The organism is Streptomyces sp. NPDC090798, assembly GCF_044768965.1.
In the GTDB taxonomy this organism is placed as follows: domain Bacteria; phylum Actinomycetota; class Actinomycetes; order Streptomycetales; family Streptomycetaceae; genus Streptomyces.
In genome coordinates this window covers 26,730-45,777 of record NZ_JBIVXA010000023.1, presented here as the reverse complement: position 1 = coordinate 45,777, position 19,048 = coordinate 26,730, and the positions used below count along the sequence as shown (strand labels likewise).

General features: G+C 69.5%; 13 protein-coding genes and 3 pseudogenes. 13 read left to right on the top strand and 3 right to left on the bottom strand.

The window, feature by feature from the left end; translation table 11 throughout:
- Positions 1-3: 3 nt before the first annotated feature.
- Positions 4-264: pseudogene (locus ACIQTP_RS36665) on the top strand (hypothetical protein); the annotation flags it as partial.
- 49 nt (positions 265-313) lie between these two features.
- On the top strand, positions 314-679 hold the full coding sequence (locus ACIQTP_RS36660) for a hypothetical protein (RefSeq protein ID WP_403408321.1): 366 nt from the start codon (positions 314-316) through the stop codon (positions 677-679).
- Positions 680-883: 204 nt separating this feature from the next.
- Here the strand turns inward: ACIQTP_RS36660 and ACIQTP_RS36655 are convergent.
- Positions 884-2,706: pseudogene (locus tag ACIQTP_RS36655) on the bottom strand (sensor histidine kinase).
- Between the two features lie 41 nt (positions 2,707-2,747).
- The gene (locus ACIQTP_RS36650; RefSeq protein WP_403408115.1) at positions 2,748-3,440 is read right to left on the bottom strand and encodes a response regulator transcription factor; all 693 of its coding nucleotides are present in this window, start codon (positions 3,438-3,440) and stop codon (positions 2,748-2,750) included.
- Between the two features lie 250 nt (positions 3,441-3,690).
- On the opposite strand from ACIQTP_RS36650, the gene ACIQTP_RS36645 reads away from it, so the two are divergent.
- The 8 genes and pseudogenes from ACIQTP_RS36645 to ACIQTP_RS36610 all read left to right on the top strand — a co-directional run bounded on the left by ACIQTP_RS36645 (position 3,691) and on the right by ACIQTP_RS36610 (position 14,090).
- Positions 3,691-6,684: a glycosyl hydrolase gene (locus ACIQTP_RS36645; RefSeq protein WP_403408114.1), complete on the top strand. Its 2,994-nt coding sequence runs from the start codon at positions 3,691-3,693 to the stop codon at positions 6,682-6,684.
- A gap of 336 nt (positions 6,685-7,020) precedes the next feature.
- A pseudogene (locus ACIQTP_RS36640) lies at positions 7,021-7,326 on the top strand (CbrC family protein); the annotation flags it as partial.
- Between the two features lie 306 nt (positions 7,327-7,632).
- Entirely contained in the window at positions 7,633-8,289 is a 657-nt protein-coding gene (locus tag ACIQTP_RS36635) for an RNA polymerase sigma factor (protein ID WP_403408112.1), read from the top strand.
- Positions 8,282-9,223 (top strand): CU044_5270 family protein, encoded by a 942-nt coding sequence (locus ACIQTP_RS36630; RefSeq protein ID WP_403408110.1) that lies wholly within the window; start codon positions 8,282-8,284, stop codon positions 9,221-9,223. Before ACIQTP_RS36635 ends, ACIQTP_RS36630 begins: the two co-directional genes overlap by 8 nt.
- A 219-nt stretch (positions 9,224-9,442) precedes the next feature.
- Positions 9,443-10,291, top strand: a complete 849-nt coding sequence (locus ACIQTP_RS36625; RefSeq protein ID WP_403408316.1) for a class I SAM-dependent methyltransferase — start codon at positions 9,443-9,445, stop codon at positions 10,289-10,291.
- 186 nt (positions 10,292-10,477) lie between these two features.
- Positions 10,478-12,091 (top strand): FAD-dependent oxidoreductase, encoded by a 1,614-nt coding sequence (locus ACIQTP_RS36620; protein ID WP_403408108.1) that lies wholly within the window; start codon positions 10,478-10,480, stop codon positions 12,089-12,091.
- A 55-nt stretch (positions 12,092-12,146) separates the two neighbouring features.
- Positions 12,147-13,427, top strand: coding sequence for a cytochrome P450 (locus ACIQTP_RS36615; protein ID WP_403408106.1), 1,281 nt, complete (start codon positions 12,147-12,149; stop codon positions 13,425-13,427).
- Positions 13,428-13,526: 99 nt separating this feature from the next.
- Positions 13,527-14,090, top strand: coding sequence for a cysteine hydrolase family protein (locus ACIQTP_RS36610; protein ID WP_402032488.1), 564 nt, complete (start codon positions 13,527-13,529; stop codon positions 14,088-14,090).
- Positions 14,091-14,355: 265 nt separating this feature from the next.
- On the opposite strand, the gene ACIQTP_RS36605 is transcribed toward ACIQTP_RS36610, so the two are convergent.
- Positions 14,356-15,348, bottom strand: a complete 993-nt coding sequence (locus tag ACIQTP_RS36605) for a LacI family DNA-binding transcriptional regulator (protein WP_168501554.1) — start codon at positions 15,346-15,348, stop codon at positions 14,356-14,358.
- A 283-nt stretch (positions 15,349-15,631) separates the two neighbouring features.
- Here ACIQTP_RS36605 and ACIQTP_RS36600 point away from each other — a divergent pair, with 283 nt between their 5' ends.
- From ACIQTP_RS36600 to ACIQTP_RS36590, 3 genes are all read left to right on the top strand, one after another.
- Entirely contained in the window at positions 15,632-16,555 is a 924-nt protein-coding gene (locus ACIQTP_RS36600) for a carbohydrate ABC transporter permease (RefSeq protein ID WP_403408103.1), read from the top strand.
- Between the two features lie 4 nt (positions 16,556-16,559).
- Positions 16,560-17,513 (top strand): carbohydrate ABC transporter permease, encoded by a 954-nt coding sequence (locus ACIQTP_RS36595; RefSeq protein ID WP_403408101.1) that lies wholly within the window; start codon positions 16,560-16,562, stop codon positions 17,511-17,513.
- A 100-nt stretch (positions 17,514-17,613) separates the two neighbouring features.
- Positions 17,614-18,954 carry an ABC transporter substrate-binding protein gene (locus ACIQTP_RS36590; RefSeq protein ID WP_403408099.1) on the top strand — a complete coding sequence of 447 codons (1,341 nt, stop codon included), beginning with the start codon at positions 17,614-17,616 and terminating at the stop codon, positions 18,952-18,954.
- Positions 18,955-19,048: the final 94 nt, after the last annotated feature.

The window sequence follows — 19,048 nt, the reverse complement described above, 5'->3', positions numbered from 1 at the left end:
CACGTGTCCGCCGTCGCGACCGTACGGACCACCCAGGCCGCCGTAGCGGCTGCGACGGTGAGGAGAGCCGACGACGGGGTCGGGGCCTTCTCCCGCGTGCGCTACAGCAGCAACTACGCCAACGCGTTCTGGGACGGACTGGACGACGGGCGTCCGCTCACCGAACTCGGCATCTCCGCGCACGAGATGACACACGGCGCCAGGTCCGCCACGGCGAACCTGGCGCACTCCAGTGAGTCCGGCGGTCTGAACGAGGCCACCGGCGACGTCATGGGCACGGCCGTGGAGTTCTTCGCCGACAGCCCCCGACGATGTGCCCGACCACCGGATCGGCGAGCTCGCCGAGGGCAGCGGGCAGCGGGCCATCAACGGCGTCGACTACGACAGCCCCACCTACGACGGTCCGCCCGGCCCCGGTCTGGGCCTGCGCAGCGCCACCCACGCCTGCCCACCGGTCTGTCGACCGACCCGGCCACCGGGGCCGATCTCCGGCACGCCGACGACGGCCGGTGCCTTCACACCGGCCGTCTCCCTCAAGAACTCCGCGGCCAAGACGCCGACGCCTCGGCACTCCCCGCCGACGGCGCCTGGAGGCACCGCGTCACGGACGACACCCGGCGTCTTCACCGTCGACCCCGGCCGCCTGGACAGCTGGAGCCTGACTTTCCGACCCTCGTGACCTCTCCGCGCCTCTTCCACTTCTTCCGCGGCGCGGGACATAGGTGCGTCCCGCGAGCGACCGCAGGGGCGTGACACGGATTCTGGCCCCCGGCATCCTGGTGGTGTTCATGTGACCACAGTGCTCCCAGGACGTCGGGGCAACCAGATCCCTCCTGTGAGGGGGAACGCGGATCCTGGTACCGCCACCACCACCCTGCGCAGGTCAGGGGTTCTCCTCCGCGTCAACCGGAGCATCGGTGCCGGGCAGCCTCAGGGTGAAGACCGAACCGGCGCCGAGTTCACTCGCCACGGCGACGGTACCGCCGTGGGCGGCCACGAGCTGGCGGACGATGGACAGGCCGAGCCCACTGCCGCCGGTACGCCGGCTGCGGGACTTCTCGGCCCGCCAGAACCGGTCGAAGACGCTGGGCAGATCCTCCGCGGCGATACCGCTGCCGGTGTCGGCCACCTCGAGGACGACCTGGCCCTGCTCCTCCCGGGCGCAGAGGGTGATCGTGCCGCCGTCCGGTGTGTGCCGGATCGCGTTGGACACCAGATTGCCGAGCGCCTGCCGCATCCGCACCGGATCCGCGTCGAGCCACGGAGTCCCGCTCCCCGCCGGCGCGGACGTCCCGTCCGTCCCCGTGCGCAGCCCGATGCCCGCCGCCTCCGCGCCCACCCGGTGCGCCGCGGCGACCTGTGCGAGCAGTTCGTCGGCGCGGACGGCCTCGGGGTGCAGCGTGAGGGTACCCGCGTCGGCCGCGGCGAGGTCCTGGAGATCGTCGATGACCCTTTGGAGGAGCACCGCCTCCTCGTGCAAGGAGGCGAGCAGTTCCGGATCGGGGTCGACGATGCCGTCGCGGGTCACCTCCAGCCAGCCACGGATGTTGGTGAGCGGGGTGCGCAGTTCATGCGCGATGTCGCTGACCATAGCCTTGCGCTGGGCCTCCATCCGTTGCCGGCGCTCGGTCAGCTCGTTGAACGCGACCGCCAGGATGCCCGTCTCGTCGCGGGTGGTGACGGGCACCCGTACATGCTGTTCCAACGGCTGCTGGGCGGCCAGCGTGAGCGCCCGCAAGGGGCGTACGAGTCGGGTGGCGACCAGCGCGGTCACGGCCACGGTGAGGGCCAGGACGAGACCGGTGACTCCGACCACCTTGGCCTTGTTGGCGTCCGACATGTCGAAGTGCGGGACGGCGCTGTCCCCCGTGCCCAGGAACAGCTCGGCGACGGGCGCGACATCGGGATCGAGCTGCTCGCGGCGCGCTTCGGCGATGCATTCGTTCCCCTTCGCCTCGAACGCCGTGGGATGTCCGCCCAAGCTCCTTCCCTCCAGGACGAACTGCGGCTGCGGGGCCTGGCTGGAGAACTCCAGCGAGATGAACCCCTTCGCGGGCAGAGCGAGGTCCACGCGCCGCAGGCATGCCTCGGCGAGGCTCGTCAGCGTGGTCAGCGCCGTCTCCTCGGTGTGGGTCAGGGTGTTGAGCTGGCCGTCCGCGCACACCTCGGGCACGGTCGAGTTCGGAAGGATCCCGTTCTCGTCCGACAGGACGGGCCGACCACTCGGCGTCCAGGTGATCGTGGTGTCGACGCCGTTGCGCGCCGCGCACTTCTGCCGCAGAGTCGCCAGCTTGCCCAGCCGTGCCCGCTCCAGGGGCGTCAGCCGGTAAGGACCGACCGCGCGCGGATCGACGCCGCTGAGCTGGGCCCCGGGCTCCGAGTAGGTGTCGGTGTGCAGGGGGTCGACAGTGGCGGCGGCCCCGGGCGGCAGGGCGGTGCGGGACTTGGCGGAGTCGGCGATCGGCGTACGGTCCGCCGTCGTCAGCGCGATCCGTCGCCCCGTGGCGGCCGACAGCCGGTGCAGGTGGCCTGGACGCCCGACCAGCTCGGGTGGGTGGCGGCGTATCCGCTGAGTTGCCGGAGGATGTCCGTGTCGTCGGCGAGGGCCTGCCCCTGCTCCTCCTGGATGGCGCGGGTCGTCGTCTGCACCGCGAGCCACGCCGTCGCTGCCACCGAGCACAGGGCGATGAGCACCGAGGTGATCATCAGCCGTACGAGCAGCCTCTTGCGCAGCGGTATGCCGGAGCTCACCCGCGCCCGCCGCTGAGCTTGTACCCGACGCCGAACACGGTGAGCAGCCGCACCGGTCTGCGGGGATCGGGCTCGATCTTCTTGCGCAGGTTCATGATGTGCACGTCGATGGCCCGTTCGGTGGAGGCCCGGTCGATACCGCGGGTGCACTGGAGCAACTGCCGCCGGGAGAAGACCCGCTCGGGCTCCGCGGTCATGGCGCGCAGGATCTCGTACTCGCCGGGGGTGCACTCCACGCGCGCGCCGTCGCAGTGCACCTCGTGCCGGACCGGGTCGACGGTGATTCCGGCGACCCGTACGGCCCGGTCCTGCTCGTCGGCCGGGCGCCCGCTGCGCCGCAGGACCGTGCGGATACGGGCCATCAGCTCGCGCGGGCTGTACGGCTTGGTCATGTAGTCGTCGGCGCCGAGCTCCAGGCCGAGCAGGACGTCTTCCTCGGCGGAGCGGGCGGTGAGCATGAGGACGGGAATGTCGTCATCCCGGCGCAGCACCCGGCACACCCCGAAGCCGTCGATCACCGGCAGCATCAGGTCGAGGACGACGAGGTCGGGCTTGTGCCTCCGTACCTCGTCGAGCGCGGCCCCGCCGTCGTGGACCACGGTCGCGGTGTGTCCCTCCTGGAGCAGTGAGCGGCGTATCAGTTCCGCCTGTTTCTCGTCATCCTCAGCGACCAGCACATGTGCGCACACGCGGCCGATAGTAAGCGCCTGCAACCCGGAAAAGGGGAGGCGAGAGGGTCTTCCCACACCCTGACAACTTCCTCATGTCCGCCTGCGAAGCTCGGGCACGCCACCAGACGCGACTGTGGTCGACGGTGTGCACGGATCTTGACGCTCTCCGATCCGGGGCCGTAGCTTCCCGGAGGATTTAAACGATTCAAAGACATGGGCCCCGAAGGGGTCCTGTCTGTGCTGCCCTCCGAGAGAGTGGACGAGATCCATGAGCAACGTCACCCCGGCCCGCCGCTCGGGGCTTCCCCGCCGCGCTCTCCTCACAGCCGCCGTCGCCACGGCCGCGGCCGGTGCGTTCGACTGGAGCCTGCCCGCGGTGGCGGGTGCCTCGACCGCCGTCGGTCCGCCCTTCGCGACGCCCGGGCGCGCCGTACGGCCGAAGTTCCGCTGGTGGTGGCCCGACGGCCTCGTGCGGCCCGACGAGATCAGACGGGAGATCGACCAGATCGCCGACGCCGGTTTCGGCGGGGCCGAGATAGCCGCGGTCCATCACAGCGTCACCGACTCCTCGGTCCTGGACACCGCGCGGCACGGCTGGGGCAGCGCCGCGTGGGTGGCGGGAGTGGAGGCGGCACTGGGCCAGGCGGCCCGGCGCGGCCTCACCGTCGATCTGACCATCGGCCCCAGCTGGCCGGCGGCGGTCCCCGGCATCACACCGGACAGCGAGGCCGCGGTCAAGGAACTCGCCTACGGAACCGCCACGTTGACGGCGGGAGCCGCCTACTCCGGTCCGGTGCCGTCCCCGGTCTACGCCGCCGCCTCGGGCGTGACCCGGCAGCAGTTGCTCCTGGTCCAGGCCGCCCGGGTGAACACCGCGAACTCCACCCGCAAGGAGACGGGGCTCGACCTGGACTCGGTCCGGGACCTCACCGGAGCCGTCACCGACGGCACGCTCACCTGGACCGCGCCCGACGACGGCAGCTGGGCGATCATCTCCTACTGGGTACGCGGTTCCGGGCAGACTCCGGAGGGCGGCCCGCACACCGCCCCGGCCGCGTACGTGGTCGACCACTTCAGCGAGGCCGGCACACGCGCGGTGACCGACTTCTGGGAGGCGCACCTCCTCTCCCCCAGCGTCCGGCGCCTGCTCAAGGTCTCCGGCGGGGCGCTGTTCGAGGACTCCATCGAGCTGGAGACCGACGGGCTCCAGTGGACGCCCGGCCTCCCGGACGCGTTCCTCGCCCACACCGGCCGCTCCCTGCTGCCGCTGCTGCCCGCCGTGATTCTCAACCACGGCAGCCAGGTCTTCGCGTTCGAAGCCGCCGTCACCCGGCAGATCCGGCACGACTTCTGGGAGACGGTGTCCGTCCTCTTCAACCGGCACCATGTGACGGCCCTGCGCACCTGGGCCCACTCCCTCGGCCTCGAACTGCGTTCCCAGCCCTACGGTCTGCAGACCGACGCGATCGCCTCGGCCGCGCTCCTGGACATCCCCGAGGGCGAGTCCCTCGGCTTCAAGAACCTGGACGACTACCGCTGTCTGGCGGGCGGCCGAGACATGGCGGGGCACACCGTGTTGTCCTGCGAGGCAGGCGCCTACGCGGGCGGCGCGTACAACACCACCTGGCAGAAGTTCCTGCGCACCATGGGCGGCGCCTACGCCGCGGGAGTCAACCAGACGGTCGTCCACGGCTTCTCCTACGCCGAGCTGCCGGGCGCGAACTGGCCCGGATACGCCGCCTTCACCCCGTACAAGGGGACGGTCGGCTATGGAGAGTCCTGGGGCCCGCGGCATCCGACCTGGCGACACGTCGCGGACGTGTCGGGGTATCTGGGCCGGGTTCACCACGTGTTGCAGACCGGCCGTCCGCGCGTCGACGTCGCGGTGTTCCGGCAGACCGGGTACACCGCCACCGGCATCGGCGCCTCCTGGTTCACCGCGACGGGCATCCCCCTGGGCTGGACCCACCAGTTCCTCAGCGGCCCGCTGCTCGACCTGCCCGCCGCCATCGTGCGCCACGGGCGCCTCGCACCCGAAGGCCCGGCGTACAAGGCCCTGTTCGTCGAAGGCGACTTCTTCTACGGCTCCACGGTCACCCTGGCCCTGGCCGACGCCCGCGCCCTGCTGCGCCTCGCCCACGCCGGACTGCCCGTCGTGCTGCTCGGCGCCTGGGACGCCGTCGTGCCGCCCGGCGTCCCCGACAGCGGCGAGAGCGACGAACTGCGTTCCGTGGTGACCGAGTTGCTGGCCCAGCCGCTGGTCCGCCAGGTCGCCGACAAGTCGGCCGTCCCCACCGCTCTCGCCGACCTCGGGGTGGTGCCGGACGTCCGCTACTCGACCTCCTCCACCCTGCTCAACGCCCATCGCGTGGCCGACGGCGTCGACTACTACTACCTGTGCAACGGCAAGCACGCCGAGACCGTCAAACCGCCGGTGGCCTCGATCGACCACGAGGTCACCCTGCGCCGCACGACCGCGGGCGCCGTGCCCTACCTCCTCGACCCGTGGACCGGAAAGGCCGAGCGCCTCGCCCGCTACACCGAGGACGGCGACACCGTCACCGCTCGCGTCGTCCTCCAGCCCGGCGAGACCCTGATGCTGGCCCTCGGCCGCCCGGGGCTCTTCGGCGACCGCACCGGCAGCCGTCCACACGCGGTCGACAGCGAGGCGGACGAGGTGCGCTTCACCGACGCCGGACTCACCGTCCGGTCGACCACGGCAGGCACGTACAGCACCGTCCTCTCCTGCGGCCGCACCGTGCGGACGACGGTCAAGAGGGTCCCCGCGCCGATGGATCTCGCCTCCTGGCAGCTGCACGTGCAGGACTGGCGGCCCGGCGACACGGCCTGCCGCACCACCGTCGTCGAGCACGACCTCACCCTCGACACGCTGCTGCCCTGGTCGCAGATCACCGAGCTCGCGGACGTCTCCGGAATCGGCCGCTACCGCACCACGGTCACCCTCGACGACGGCTGGACCGGCGGCCACGGCGCCCACCTTGAACTGGGCACCGTCACCGACACCTGCCGGGTCACCGTGAACGGTCGCCGCCTCGACCCCGTGGACCAGATCCATCCGGTGGTGGACCTGGGCGACCTGCTCAAGCGCGGGGTCAATGTCATCGAGGTGGAGGTCGCCACCCCGCTCTCCAACCGGCTGCGGGTCAGCGACCCCGCGGTCTACGGCGGTACGGCGCGTCAGGCGTACGGGCTGCTCGGGCCGGTGCGGCTGGTGCCGTACGGCGAGGCACGGATCGGCTGACGGCACCGCGGCCCCGTCACCCGGGGCGTCCTCGATGCCGGTGAAGCCGAGGACACGGAGTTGTTCCGAGCTGGTGAGCGGCCGCATCGGCGCCGTACTCGGCGTCACCGAACCCGAACCCCTCCCCGCCGGCACCCTCGGTGCGGCGGGCGGACCTGGTCAAGAACGCCGGAGCGGTTCGACCGTGGAGCATGAGGTGCTTGACCGCCGTCAGCTTGGCGATGGTCGGCGGCAGGGTGACGATCTGTCGCCGTTCCCGGGGGCTGAGTTCGACGAGCGGACGGAACAGCTGCCGGCCGCCACGAGGCCGGTTTTACGGGAGGCGCTGTCGGCGACGACGTACCGATCGAGGTATTCGTGGCGGTGGACAGCCGTACGCCGGGATTTCCCGCATGGCAGGACCCTCAGTGGTATTTCCACTGCGATGACGGCGCGGCGTTCCTCGGCGCGGTCGGGGCCGCCGAACTCGCCGCCCATCCCGACGCGATCGAGACGCTCCGAAAGGAGGCCGTCGGTTGGGGGTGGCCTCCGGACGAAGTGGAGCACCACCTCAGCACTTTGGACAAGGACGGCCGGCCCACCGCCTACCTCTTCCGATGCCGCGTCTGCGCAACTCACCTCGCGTACTCGGACTTTACGTAGGCATTCACGCCGTCCGCGTCCGGGCAGACCACGGGGCTCCGCCAACGGCTCAGTGCCACCCCCACGACGGGAGTTGGTGGCGACTTGCGCGACGCCGATTGTGATGCGCGGGGCGCCACGCCGTGCGCGATCACCGCGAGGTGCTCGACGCGATCGGCCGGCCCCGGGGCGAGCCGACCACACAGAGCCATCTCGCATGTGGCTCACGTCACATCGCGGATGTGGAACTCGTGCGAGGTCATCGGCGAACCACTGGTGTCCATGCGAACGACTTCAAGGGAAGTACATGAACCGAAGGGGCAACTGGTGACGCTGTCGCCGGGCATCGGCGCCTGGCACGGCACCCGGGACGACAACGAGCCTGCCTCCGACGCCTTGGTCGTCAAGGAGTCCTGGGAGACGCCGGACGTCTTCGCCGTACTGTTCGACCGCCACGCCGGCGACATCCACCGTTATGTGGCCAGGCGGCTGGGTGTCGATGCGGCCGATGATCTGATGGCCGAGACGTTTGTGATCGCGTTCCAGCAGCGCCGTCGCTACGACCTCTCTCAGGCCCAAGCACGTCCATGGCTGTACGGCATCGCGACCAACCTCGTCGGACGCCACCGGCGAGCCGAGGCACGGCGCTTGCGTGCCATGTCACGTGCGGCCTCCCTGGCATCCAGCGAGGAGAGCGAAGAAGGCGAGCCCATGGAGGACCGAGTCGCCGAGAGAGTCAGCGCCGAACGCTCCTCGGCAGCGCTGGCGGGCGCGCTCGCGAGGTTGCCCGCCCGTCACCGTGACGTGCTGCTCCTCGTCGCCTGGGGCGACCTCGACTACGCGGAGACCGCGGAGTCCTTGGGCATCCCCATCGGCACCGTGCGCTCACGCCTGCACCGGGCACGTGCGCAACTACGCAAGACAGCGGGCGCCCAGGATGCCCCCTCCGCGGCTGCACTCCAAAAGGAGCACGATCATGGATGACCTCACTGAGCTGCGGGAGTGGGAAGCCGACAACCTCCAGCTCACTCCGCAGGCACGCGCTGCGGCTCGGGCCCGCCTGCTCGGCGCCATCGACCATGAAACGCGTCGGAGCACGAGAAGCCGACTCTCCCGACGCCTCGTTCTGCGGGGCGCGTTCGTCGGCGCTGCCGCCACAGCCGTGGCTGGTATCGCCGTCGCGGTCACGAGAGACGGCGACCATGAGGGCACGCCGAACCTCACCATGCTCAGCGCAGCCCAGATCCTCCAGAAGGCCGCGGACGCCTCAAGAGCCGACCGCAGCCGGCTGCCCATCCCGCGCGACGACCAGTACTTCTACACCAGGACCTACATCGCACGGACACCCCGGAAGGGCGGCAGGACACGCACCTGGACGGACGAGAGCTGGATGTCGGTCGACGGCTCCAAGCCCTCTCTCCGGCACGAGTACGGAAAGGTCCACCACGACCCGCCGCTCACCAAGCATGAAGTGCGGTGGCCGCCCACCGTCTACGCCAAACTCAAGAAGTTGCCCACAGACCCTGACAAGCTCCTCGAAACGCTCCGCCACGGACAGAAGAGCACTCCGCAGACGGACCGAGACGCGTTCTTCGACGCGTGTCTGCTCATGCAGGGACCGCGGGTGATGCCGCCAGGGCTTCAGGCCGCCGCGTTCGGGGCACTCGCCGGCATCCCGCGGGTGCGCGTCGACCGCGACGAGGTGGACATCCTCGGCCGCCGGGGAGTTGGGGTGTCCTACCCGGGCATCGACTTCACTTTCCTCTTCGACCGCGACACCTACGTATATCTGGGCATGCGGCTAAAAGGCAGCACAGTCAAGCTGGTGCACGGTCATTGGCAGGAGACCAACCCGTATTTCGAAACGAAGGGCCTCCAGCAAATCGCTGTGGTCGACCGCATCGGCCAACGCCCGTAGGAGCTGCCTGGCCGATCACGGTTCACAGCGTGCACGTCCGGGGTTGATTGTCAGTGCAGTCCCATAGTCTGCGCTGACGACCACCGCTGGGTCGGGAGCTGTCGGAGTCGCAAGGTTCCCCGGCCGCTTCCGGATCAGCGGGGGCAGTCCGCGCGTTCGCTATCTTGACCGGTGCGGCGACCGCCGTCGGGCAATCCTGTGTCTCTGTGAAGGGTGGCGGTGGTGGCCGGCTGGGAGTGGGACGACACGTTGTTCTCGGGGACGGCCCCCTACTACCAGCGGGGAAGGCTCCCGTTCGCACCCGGTCTCGCGGATGTGCTCGCCGAGGTTCTGCGACTCGACGGTCGAGGGCGCCTGATCGATGTGGGATGCGGACCGGGCACCCTGGCACTGAGTCTGGCGCACCTGTTCGGTGAGATCGTCGGTGTGGACCCGGACAGCGGGATGCTCTCCGAAGCGGAGCGCGGAGCCGCCGAGGCGGGGGTGAGCGGAAAGTCGCGGTGGGTGCGGGTCCGGGCCGAGGACCTGCCCGCAAGGCTTGGGACGTTCACCGTGGCGACCTTCGGCCAGTCCTTCCACTGGATGGATCAGGATCTGGTGGCGGCGACCATCAGGGACATGCTCCTGCCCGGCGGGGCGTTCGTGCACATCTCGGATCTGAAGACGGAGCGTCGATCAGACGACGGCCTTTCATATCCCGTGGTGCCCTTTCCCGCGATGGACGAGTTGGTCAGGCACTATCTCGGACCGGTACGACGAGCCGGGCGCGGGGTGCTGCCGCAGGGCACGCCCGGCGGCGAGGCGGCGGTGCTCACGCGCGCGGGATTCTCCGGTCCTCAGCGTCATGTCGTTCCCGGCGGGCAGGCACTTGAGCGCACGTGCGATGACGTCGTCGCGGGGGTGTTCTCGATGTCGTTCTCGGCTCCGCACCTGTTCGGCGCGCGCCGTGACGATTTCGAGTCGGACCTGCGTCGCCTGCTGCGGGAGGTGTCCCCGTCGGGCCGATTCTCCGAACGCCTTCCGGGCACCGAGGTCTTCGTCTGGGGAAAGAACCCCGCCGGGCCGTGATCAGGGAGCCGCCGGCACGAGCCCACGGCGCCGGCCCGGGCCCCATGGTCTCGGTCAGTTCCCTCAGGGACTCCTGCGCGTGCGGCCCCGGGCGTGCCGTGATCCACTGAAAGAGCAGACGTGACGGCGTCCGTACGCGGGCGTGGGACGAAACGCCGATCCGCAGGGCTCGGAAGGGGCGTCCACATGAAGGTTGTCGTGGATCTCACTCGGTGCCAGGGATACGCACAGTGCGCTTTCGCCGCGCCGGATGTGTTCGTCATGCAGGGGGACGAGGCGCTGCTGTACGACACCGATCCGGACGACGCCCAGCGGGAGAAGATCGTGCGGGCCGCGGCGGCCTGCCCGGTCCAGGCCATCTTCCTCGACCGTGACGACACCCGGATCCGGGAGCCCACGCCCGAGACGCACGTGGCCGCCCCCGGCCCCGGGGAAGCGTTCAGGCGTACGGGGCGCATCGTCATAGTCGGGGCGTCCCTGGCCGGACTGCGGGCTGCTCGGACGCTGCGCCAGGAGGGCTTCACCGGCTCGCTGACCGTGATCGGGGACGAGCGTCACGCACCCTACGACCGGCCACCGTTGTCGAAGCAGGTCCTCATGGGCCAGGTTCCGGCGCGGCGGACCGGACTGCCCCGCCACCAGGAGCTCGACGTGCACTGGCGGTTCGGGGTCGCGGCCACGGGCCTCGACCTGAGCGGCAAACAGGTGCTGCTGGCCGATGGCGCGAAGGTGGGATTCGACCGGCTGCTCATCGCCACCGGAGTGCGGGCGCGCCCGTGGCCGAACGAGGCGGAGGCCGCGCTCGACGGGCTGTTCGCGCTGCACACCCCGGAAGACGCGGAAGGGTTGCGGCAACGGCTGGCGGCCGGACCCAGTCGGGTACTGGTCATCGGTGCCGGGTTCACCGGCTGTGAGGTCGCCTCCGCCTGCCGCGAGTTGGATCTGCCGGTGACCGTCCTCGAGCGCGGGCCGGCCCCGCTGGCCGGGGCGCTGGGCGCGGTGATCGGCGGGATCGCGGCGCAGATGCAGCGCGACAACGGCGTCGACCTGCGGTGCGGCGTCAGAGTCGAATCGCTGGAAGGCGATGACAGTGGGAGGCTGCGGCGCGCCCGTCTGTCCGACGGCAGCACTCTGGACGTCGACGTGGCGGTGGCCGCTCTCGGCAGCATCCGCAACGTCGAATGGCTGGAAGGCTCGGGGCTGGCGGCAGGGGGCTGGGGCGTGGCGTGCGATGCGGGGTGCCGCGCTGTCGACGTCAACGGTCTCGTGACCGACGACGTGTTCGTCGCAGGCGACGTGGCCCGCTGCCCCCACCCCGTCTACGACTACCAGTACCTCGCCCTGGAGCACTGGGGCAACGCCGTCGCCCAGGCGGGGATCGCCGCGCACAACATGATCAGCACCCAGAGTGAGCGCTGGCCGCACCTGGCGCTGCCGGAGTTCTGGTCCACCCAGTTCGGCACCGAGATCAAGTCCGTCGGCGTCCCCACCCACGCCGATCACGTCGTCATCGCCCAGGGATCGGTGGCCGAGCGCCGCTTCGTCGCCGTCTACGGCTACCGCGGGCGGATCACCGCGGCGGTCGCCTTCAACCAGGCCAAGTGGCTGGAGTTCTATGCGGGATTGATCGACCGGGCGGCGCCGTTCCCGCCGTCCTTCCGCACCGTCGACCAGCCCGCCGACGGGCGCCCGGTCGCGGCCGGGGTTCCGGAACGGCCCACCCCTCAGGCCACGGTCGTGGTGACCGGTCACGGACCCAGCGAACGGCGGGCCACATTGGTCCGCAGAACGTACCTGTGACCCCCGCCCAGCCCACCGCACGTCTCTGATCCCCGAGTTGCGGGAGATGCCCTCCATGACCCGGACCAGCACCTGGCAGCAGATCCTCGATCCCTCCCACCGCGCCGACCCTTACCCGCTCTACACCGAGCTGCGCAAGACGCCCGTGGTACGGGTGGAGGACGGGACCTACGTCGTGAGCACCTACCGGGAGATCGTCTCCCTGCTCCACGACCCACGGCTCAGCTCGGATGCGCGCAACCTCCCCGAGGTCGGCGCCGATGCCGCGGCGCACGCGGACGAAGAGGGTTTTCCCGGGCTGCCGCCCAACTTCATCCGGATCGACCCGCCCGAGCACGACCGCATCCGGCGCCTGCTGACGCGGGACTTCGGCCCACCCCACCGCCCGGGACGTATCGACGGCATGATGCCCGACCTGCTCAGGATCGTGACGAGCCTGATCGACGACTTCACAGCCAAGGACGGGTCCGGCACGGACGGGTCCGGCACGGTCCGGGTCGACATCGTCGACGACTTCGCCTATCCGTTCCCGGTCGCGGTGATCTGCGAGCTGCTGGGCGTACCCCGCGAGGACGAACCGCGATTCCAGGTGATGTCCGGCGCGGTCATCGAAACCGCCGACCCGACCACCGGCGGGCTCGCGGAGCGGCAGCGCCGACGCGCGAAGGCCGTCGCCGACCTCGGCCAGTACTTCGCCCAGCTCCTGGACGCCCGGCATGGCCGACGGGGCGACGACCTGCTCTCCGGACTCCTCAGCGGTGACAGCGACGAGGCGCCGATGTCACACGAGGAGATACTGAGCAACGCGGCCCTGCTGCTCGTCGCCGGCCACGAGACGACCGTCAACCTCGTCACCAACGGCATGCTCACGCTCCTGCGCCACCCCGAGGTACTCGACCGGCTGCGTCTCGGCGACGAACCCGATCTGGCCGCCCGGGTGGTCGAGGAGCTCCTGCGTTACGAACCACCGGTGCAGTTTCTGTCCAGCGGCCGGAACACCCTCGACGACATCGAGATCGCCGGCACCACCATCCCCAGGGGCTCACCGGTCGCCCTCGTACTCGCCTCCGGCAGCCGCGACCCCGACTTCGTCCCGGACCCCGACCGCTTCGATCCCGATCGCGATCACAACGAGCACCTCGGCTTCGGCGGCGGCGTCCACTACTGCTTCGGTGCCCCGTTGGCCCGCCCCGAGACACAGATCGCTCTCACCCAGCTGGCACACCGGCTGAAGAACCCCCGCCTCGTCGCCGACCCACCGCCCTACCGCGCGAGCCCCAGTCTGCGCGGCCCCCGCCATCTTCTGGTCGAGATCGACGGCGTCGACCCCGCCTGACCGTGCACCGCACCCGATGAGGATCTCCGCAATTCCCCACCGCGGCTCGGTCGATCCCCCAGACTTGCTGTTGTTTCCCGCGCCGAAGGGACGGCAGGTATGGCGAACAGCGCGCTCCTCGTGATGGACGTCCAACGGGACATCGTGGGCATCGCCGACGACGGCTCCGGATATCTGCCGCGCCTGCGCAGGGCGATCGACGGGGCCCGCGCGGCGGGCATCCCCGTGATCTACGTGGTCATCGGGTTACGGCCGGGCAATCCGGAGGTCAGCCCCCGCAACAGGGTGCTCACCGCCGCAGTGCGGGCCGGCCTGTTCACCGAGGGCGACCCCGGCACCGAGATCCACCACGACATCGCGCCCCAGCGGGGCGACGTCGTGGTCACCAAGAGGCGAGGGAGCGCGTTCTCGGGCAGCGACTTCGACCTGGTACTCAGGGCTCGTGACATCGACAGCCTTGTTCTCAGCGGCATCGCCACCAGCGGTGTGGTGCTGTCCACTCTGTGCCACGCCATCGATCTGGACTTCGACCTCACCGTCCTGGGGGATGCCTGCCTCGACACCGACCCCGAGGTGCACCGGATCCTCACCGAAAAGCTGTTCCCGCAGTGGGCGGATGTCGTCGCCGTCGAGGACTGGCTCAAAGCCATCGCACCGCGGTAGCCGGAGGCCGCCCGGAGGCGCCATCGAAAATCCGTGATCAGCCCAAGGCGGCCTCGCCCTCCTCGCCCAGGTCGGCGCGAGGGCGACCTGGGCGAGGCCGAAGCGGTCACTGAAACCCGCCACTCGGTGTCACTCGGTCTCGCTCGGCTCTCGGCACGGCTGTCATGAAGGCGATCGCGATCATTCCATGCGGCCTTTGCCCACCGGCAGACGGTTCGAGCGCCGATCGGCACCGTCAACCGCCCCCACGACCCGGCAGGGAACCTCACGCATCCCCGGACGGCGGAGCCGTACTCCCCCGCACCACCAGCTTCGTGGGGACGAGCGTGGTGCCGTGTTCCGGCCCGCCATGGCGCATCCGCCGCAGGACACCCTCGACGCACAGGCGTCCCACCTCGGCGAAGTCCTGGTGGACCGTGGTCAGCGGCGGCAGGAAGGAACCGGCCTCGGGGATGTCGTCGAAGCCGATGACGCTGACGTCGTCGGGGATCTTCCGGCCGCGTTCATGCAGCGCCCGCAGGAGGCCCAGTGCCATCTGGTCATTGGCGGCGAACACCGCCGTACAGTCGCGCTCGTCGGCGAGCCGCAGGCCCGCGCGGTAGCCGGACTCCGCCGACCAGTCGCCGCGTACCAGGGGCGGCGGGACGCGGCCCGCCTCGGTCAGGGCCGCGTGCCAGGCGTCGGTGCGGCGCTGTGCCGCGAAGGACTCCTCGGGCCCGGCCAGATGCCAGACCGTACTGTGGCCGAGGTCCAGAAGGTGGCGCACGGCGGCCCGCGCTCCCCCGGCCTGGTCGGTGTCGACCACCGCGTAGCGGTCGCCCGCATCCGAGTCGGCGACGACCACCTGCACGTGCGGGGGCAGCGAGATGGTCGCCGCGTCGAGCAGATGCACCTCCATGATGGCGATGACGGCGTCGACGGCGAGTTCCCCGAGCCGGGAGAAGGCGCCGCGCACCTCGTCCTGGGTGGGCACGGCGACCGGCAGCAGCGTGACGGCGTAGCCCTCCTGCGCCGCGGAGGTGGCGATCGCCTCCAGGGTGCGCATGTTGCCCGTGGTGGAGAGGTTGAAGGTGATGACGCCGATGGTGCGGAACTCACCGCGCTTGAGGGCCCGGGCGGCGCTGTTGGGCCGGTAGCCCAGTTCCTTCATCGCCGCCAGCACCTGTTCACGGGTCTCCTCGTTCACACCCGCGTAACCGTTGGACACGCGGGAGACCGTCTGCGAGGAGACCCCGGCCAGGCGTGCGACATCCGCCATGGACGCGGTCTGTGTGCGACCCACCGCCCGTTTTCCCTTGCGCCCGCGGGACCGTTCCATTCCCGTCGAGGCGCTGTCCGCAGTGTCCACCCGTCTCCTTTGTTGCCCGGGTCGCCGTTTCGTCAGACGACCCTTGACCACCGACATTGGCGCAGTGTAGACATGCCGCCATCAGATGTTTACGTAAACATAACAGCCCTCGACGCCGAGGGGGACGGCATGTTTACGTAAACATCGCGACGGCGTGAGACGCCGGTTCCGAGATGGACGAGCGAGGAACTACATGACGACGCTTCAACCCCCTGCGGGCGTGGCAAGGCGCCCGGACCGGCCTCCGACAAGGGACCGCCGCTCCTGGACAGGATGGGGGTTCATCGGCCCCTTCGCGGTGGTCTTCGCCTTCGTCTTCCTGGCTCCGATCGCCTATTCGATCTACCTCAGCCTCTTCCGGGACAAGCTCATCGGGGGAACGTCCTTCGTCGGCCTGGACAACTACAAGCAGGCTCTCCAGGACGACCAGTTCTGGTCCTCCTTGGAGCGGGTCTCACTGTTCCTGCTGATCCAGGTGCCGATCATGCTGGGGATCGCCCTGCTCGTCGCACTCGCACTGGACAGCGGCCGTCTGTACGGCAGGAACTTCTTCCGGATCTCGATCTTCCTGCCGTACGCGGTGCCCGCCGTGGTCGCCACCTTGATGTGGGGCTTCATGTACGGCACCCGGTTCGGTCTGGTGGGTGACATCAACAGCGCCTTCGACGTCACCCTGCCCGACCCGCTCTCCGCGAACCTGGTCCTGGCGTCGATCGGCAACATCGTCACCTGGGAGTTCGTGGGCTACAACATGCTGATCTTCTACTCCGCGCTGCGGGTCATCCCGAACTCGCTGTACGAGGCCGCGGAGATCGACGGCGCCGGGCAGGTCCGCATCATCTCGGCCATCAAACTCCCCGCCATCCGCGGCGCCCTGGTCATCGCGACGATCTTCTCGATCATCGGCAGCTTCCAGCTCTTCAACGAGCCGAGCATCCTGCGGCCGCTGGCGCGCAACGCCATCACAACGGACTACACCCCGAACTACTACACGTACTCACTGTCCTTCAACGGACAGCAGCACAACTACTCCGCGGCGGTCGCCATCATCATGGGGCTGATCACCATGGTCATCGCCTATGTCGTGCAGCTTCGCGGCATGCGCAAGGGAGCGTGACCCGATGAGCAGCACGAGCAGCCCCGTCACCACCGCCTCCCAGCCCCCCTCCGCTCAGTCCGGCGGTTCCACGCACACGCCCCGACTGCGCACGCGGCGCAAGCACACCCCAGGGCGCCCCAAGCGCAGCGTTCTGCTGACCGTGCTCACCGGCCTGATCATGCTCTACACCGTGGTGCCCCTGGTGTGGCTGGTCATCAGCGCCACCAAGACCCAGGAAGGGCTCGCCGACTCGTCCGGCCTGTGGTTCAGCCACAAGTTCGCCCTCTGGGAAAACATCCACGACACGTTCACGTACCACGACGGCATCTTCGTCCGCTGGCTGCTGAACACCCTGCTGTACGTCGTGCTCGGCGCCGGCGGTGCGACCCTCCTGGCGATCCTGGGCGGCTACGCGCTGGCGAAGTTCAGCTTCCCCGGGAAGCGCGCCGTCTTCGCCGTGGTCATCGGTGCCGTCGCCGTCCCCGGCACCGCCCTGGCGGTGCCCACCTTCCTGATGTTCAGCAAGATGGGGCTGACGGACACACCGTGGGCGGTAATCATCCCCTCGCTCGTCTCGCCCTTCGGCCTGTATCTGATGTGGGTCTTCGCCACCGAGGCCATCCCCACCGAACTGATGGAGGCCGCCCGCATCGACGGAGCGGGCGAGATCCGCACCTTCTTCCAGGTCGCCATGCCGCTGCTCGCTCCTGGCACCGTGACCGTCCTGCTGTTCACCACAGTCGCGACCTGGAACAACTACTTCCTGCCGCTGATCATGCTCAAGGACCCGAACTGGTACCCCCTGACCCTGGGCCTGGACGCCTGGAACTCCCAGGCCCAGACGATCGGCGGCGACGTGATCTTCAACCTGGTGATCACCGGTTCGCTGCTCACCATCGTGCCGCTGATCGCCGCGTTCCTGCTGCTGCAGAAGTACTGGCAGTCCGGGCTCGCCGCCGGAAGCGTCAAGGAATAGCCCGCCCTCAGGCCCCCACCCCCCGCAGCCTCACCTCTTTCACCCTCACTCGGTCCCACCCATGAAGAAGTCCCGCCCACGAAGAAGTGGAAGCACCTCCATGCGCAGAACCACCGGCCGCCTGCTGCGCGGCTTCGCTCTCCTGTCCGTCCTCGCCCTGGGGGCGACCGCCTGCGGCGGCTCCGACGACGGCGGCTCCGGCCAGAAGGCGGTCTCCGCCGCGGACATCCAGGCGGCCCTCAAGAAGGGCGGCACGGTCAACGTCTGGGCCTGGGAGCCCACGCTGAAGACGGTCGCCGCCGACTTCCAGAAGAAGTACCCCAAGGTCAAGATCAACCTCGTCAGCGAGCGGTCCGGCGACAAGCACTACACCGCCCTGTCGAACGCCATCTCGGCCGGGAAGGGCGTCCCCGACGTCGCACAGGTCGAGTACTTCGCGCTGAGCCAGTACTCCCTCACCAAGGGCCTCAGCGACCTGGCCCCCTACGGCGCCGACAAGCTCGCCGCCAAGTACACCCCGGGGCCGTGGAACGCCGTGAGTGAGGGTGACAAGGTCTACGGCCTGCCCATGGACTCCGGCCCCATGGCGATGTTCTACAACAAGAAGGTCTTCGACAAGTACAAGATCGCGGTCCCGACCACCTGGGACGAGTACGTCGACGCGGCCCGCAAGCTGCACAAGGCCGACCCCAAGGTCTACATCGCCAACGACGCCGGCGACGCGGGCTTCACCACCAGCATGCTGTGGCAGGCCGGTTCGCGCCCCTACAAGGTCGACGGCACCAAGGTGACGGTCAACTTCGAGGACGCGGGCGCCAAGAAGTACACCGACACCTGGCAGAAGCTCATCGACGAGAAGCTCGTCTCGCCCATCAACGGCTGGACCGACGACTGGTACAAGGGCCTGGGCGACGGCACCATCGCCACCCTGACCACCGGCGCCTGGATGCCCGCCAACTTCGTCTCCGGCGTGCCGAACGCCTCCGGTGACTGGCGAGCGGCCCCGATGCCGCAGTGGGCCAAGGGCGACAAGGCCAGCGCGGAGAACGGCGGCAGCTCCCTCGCCCTGCCCGCGCTGGGCAAGAACAAGGAACTCGCCTACGCGTTCGTCGAGTACGCCAACTCCGGTGACGGCGTGCAGACCCGTATCAAGCAGGGCGCCTTCCCGGCGACCAAGGCGGAGCTCCAGTCCACCGAGTTCCAGAACACCAAGTTCGACTACTTCGGCGGCCAGGAAGCCAACAAGATCTTCGCCGAGTCCGCCGCCAACGTCGCCAGCGACTGGTCGTACCTGCCCTTCCAGCAGTACGCCAACTCGATCTTCAACGACACCGTCGGCAAGGCTTACATCTCCGGCACCAAGCTGGCCGACGGCCTGAAGAGCTGGCAGGACGCCTCCATCAAGTACGGCAACGAGCAGGGCTTCACCGTCTCGAAGTGACCGGCATTCCCCTCGGGAGCCGCCGCTGAGCAGCAGGCGCTCAGCGGCGGCTCCCGGAAGCAACCACGCACCTCGCGCCACCCCGTGCAGTAAC

Bases quoted from the DNA above. Each gene is read 5' to 3' on its own strand.
- ACIQTP_RS36645 (WP_403408114.1), top strand. From the start codon at position 3,691: ATGAGCAACGTCACCCCGGCCCGCCGCTCGGGGCTTCCCCGCCGCGCT.
- ACIQTP_RS36630 (WP_403408110.1), top strand. From the start codon at position 8,282: ATGGATGACCTCACTGAGCTGCGGGAGTGGGAAGCCGACAACCTCCAG.
- ACIQTP_RS36620 (WP_403408108.1), top strand. From the start codon at position 10,478: ATGAAGGTTGTCGTGGATCTCACTCGGTGCCAGGGATACGCACAGTGC.
- ACIQTP_RS36615 (WP_403408106.1), top strand. From the start codon at position 12,147: ATGACCCGGACCAGCACCTGGCAGCAGATCCTCGATCCCTCCCACCGC.
- ACIQTP_RS36610 (WP_402032488.1), top strand. From the start codon at position 13,527: ATGGCGAACAGCGCGCTCCTCGTGATGGACGTCCAACGGGACATCGTG.
- ACIQTP_RS36605 (WP_168501554.1), bottom strand. From the start codon at position 15,348: ATGGCGGATGTCGCACGCCTGGCCGGGGTCTCCTCGCAGACGGTCTCC.
- ACIQTP_RS36600 (WP_403408103.1), top strand. From the start codon at position 15,632: ATGACGACGCTTCAACCCCCTGCGGGCGTGGCAAGGCGCCCGGACCGG.
- ACIQTP_RS36595 (WP_403408101.1), top strand. From the start codon at position 16,560: ATGAGCAGCACGAGCAGCCCCGTCACCACCGCCTCCCAGCCCCCCTCC.
- ACIQTP_RS36590 (WP_403408099.1), top strand. From the start codon at position 17,614: ATGCGCAGAACCACCGGCCGCCTGCTGCGCGGCTTCGCTCTCCTGTCC.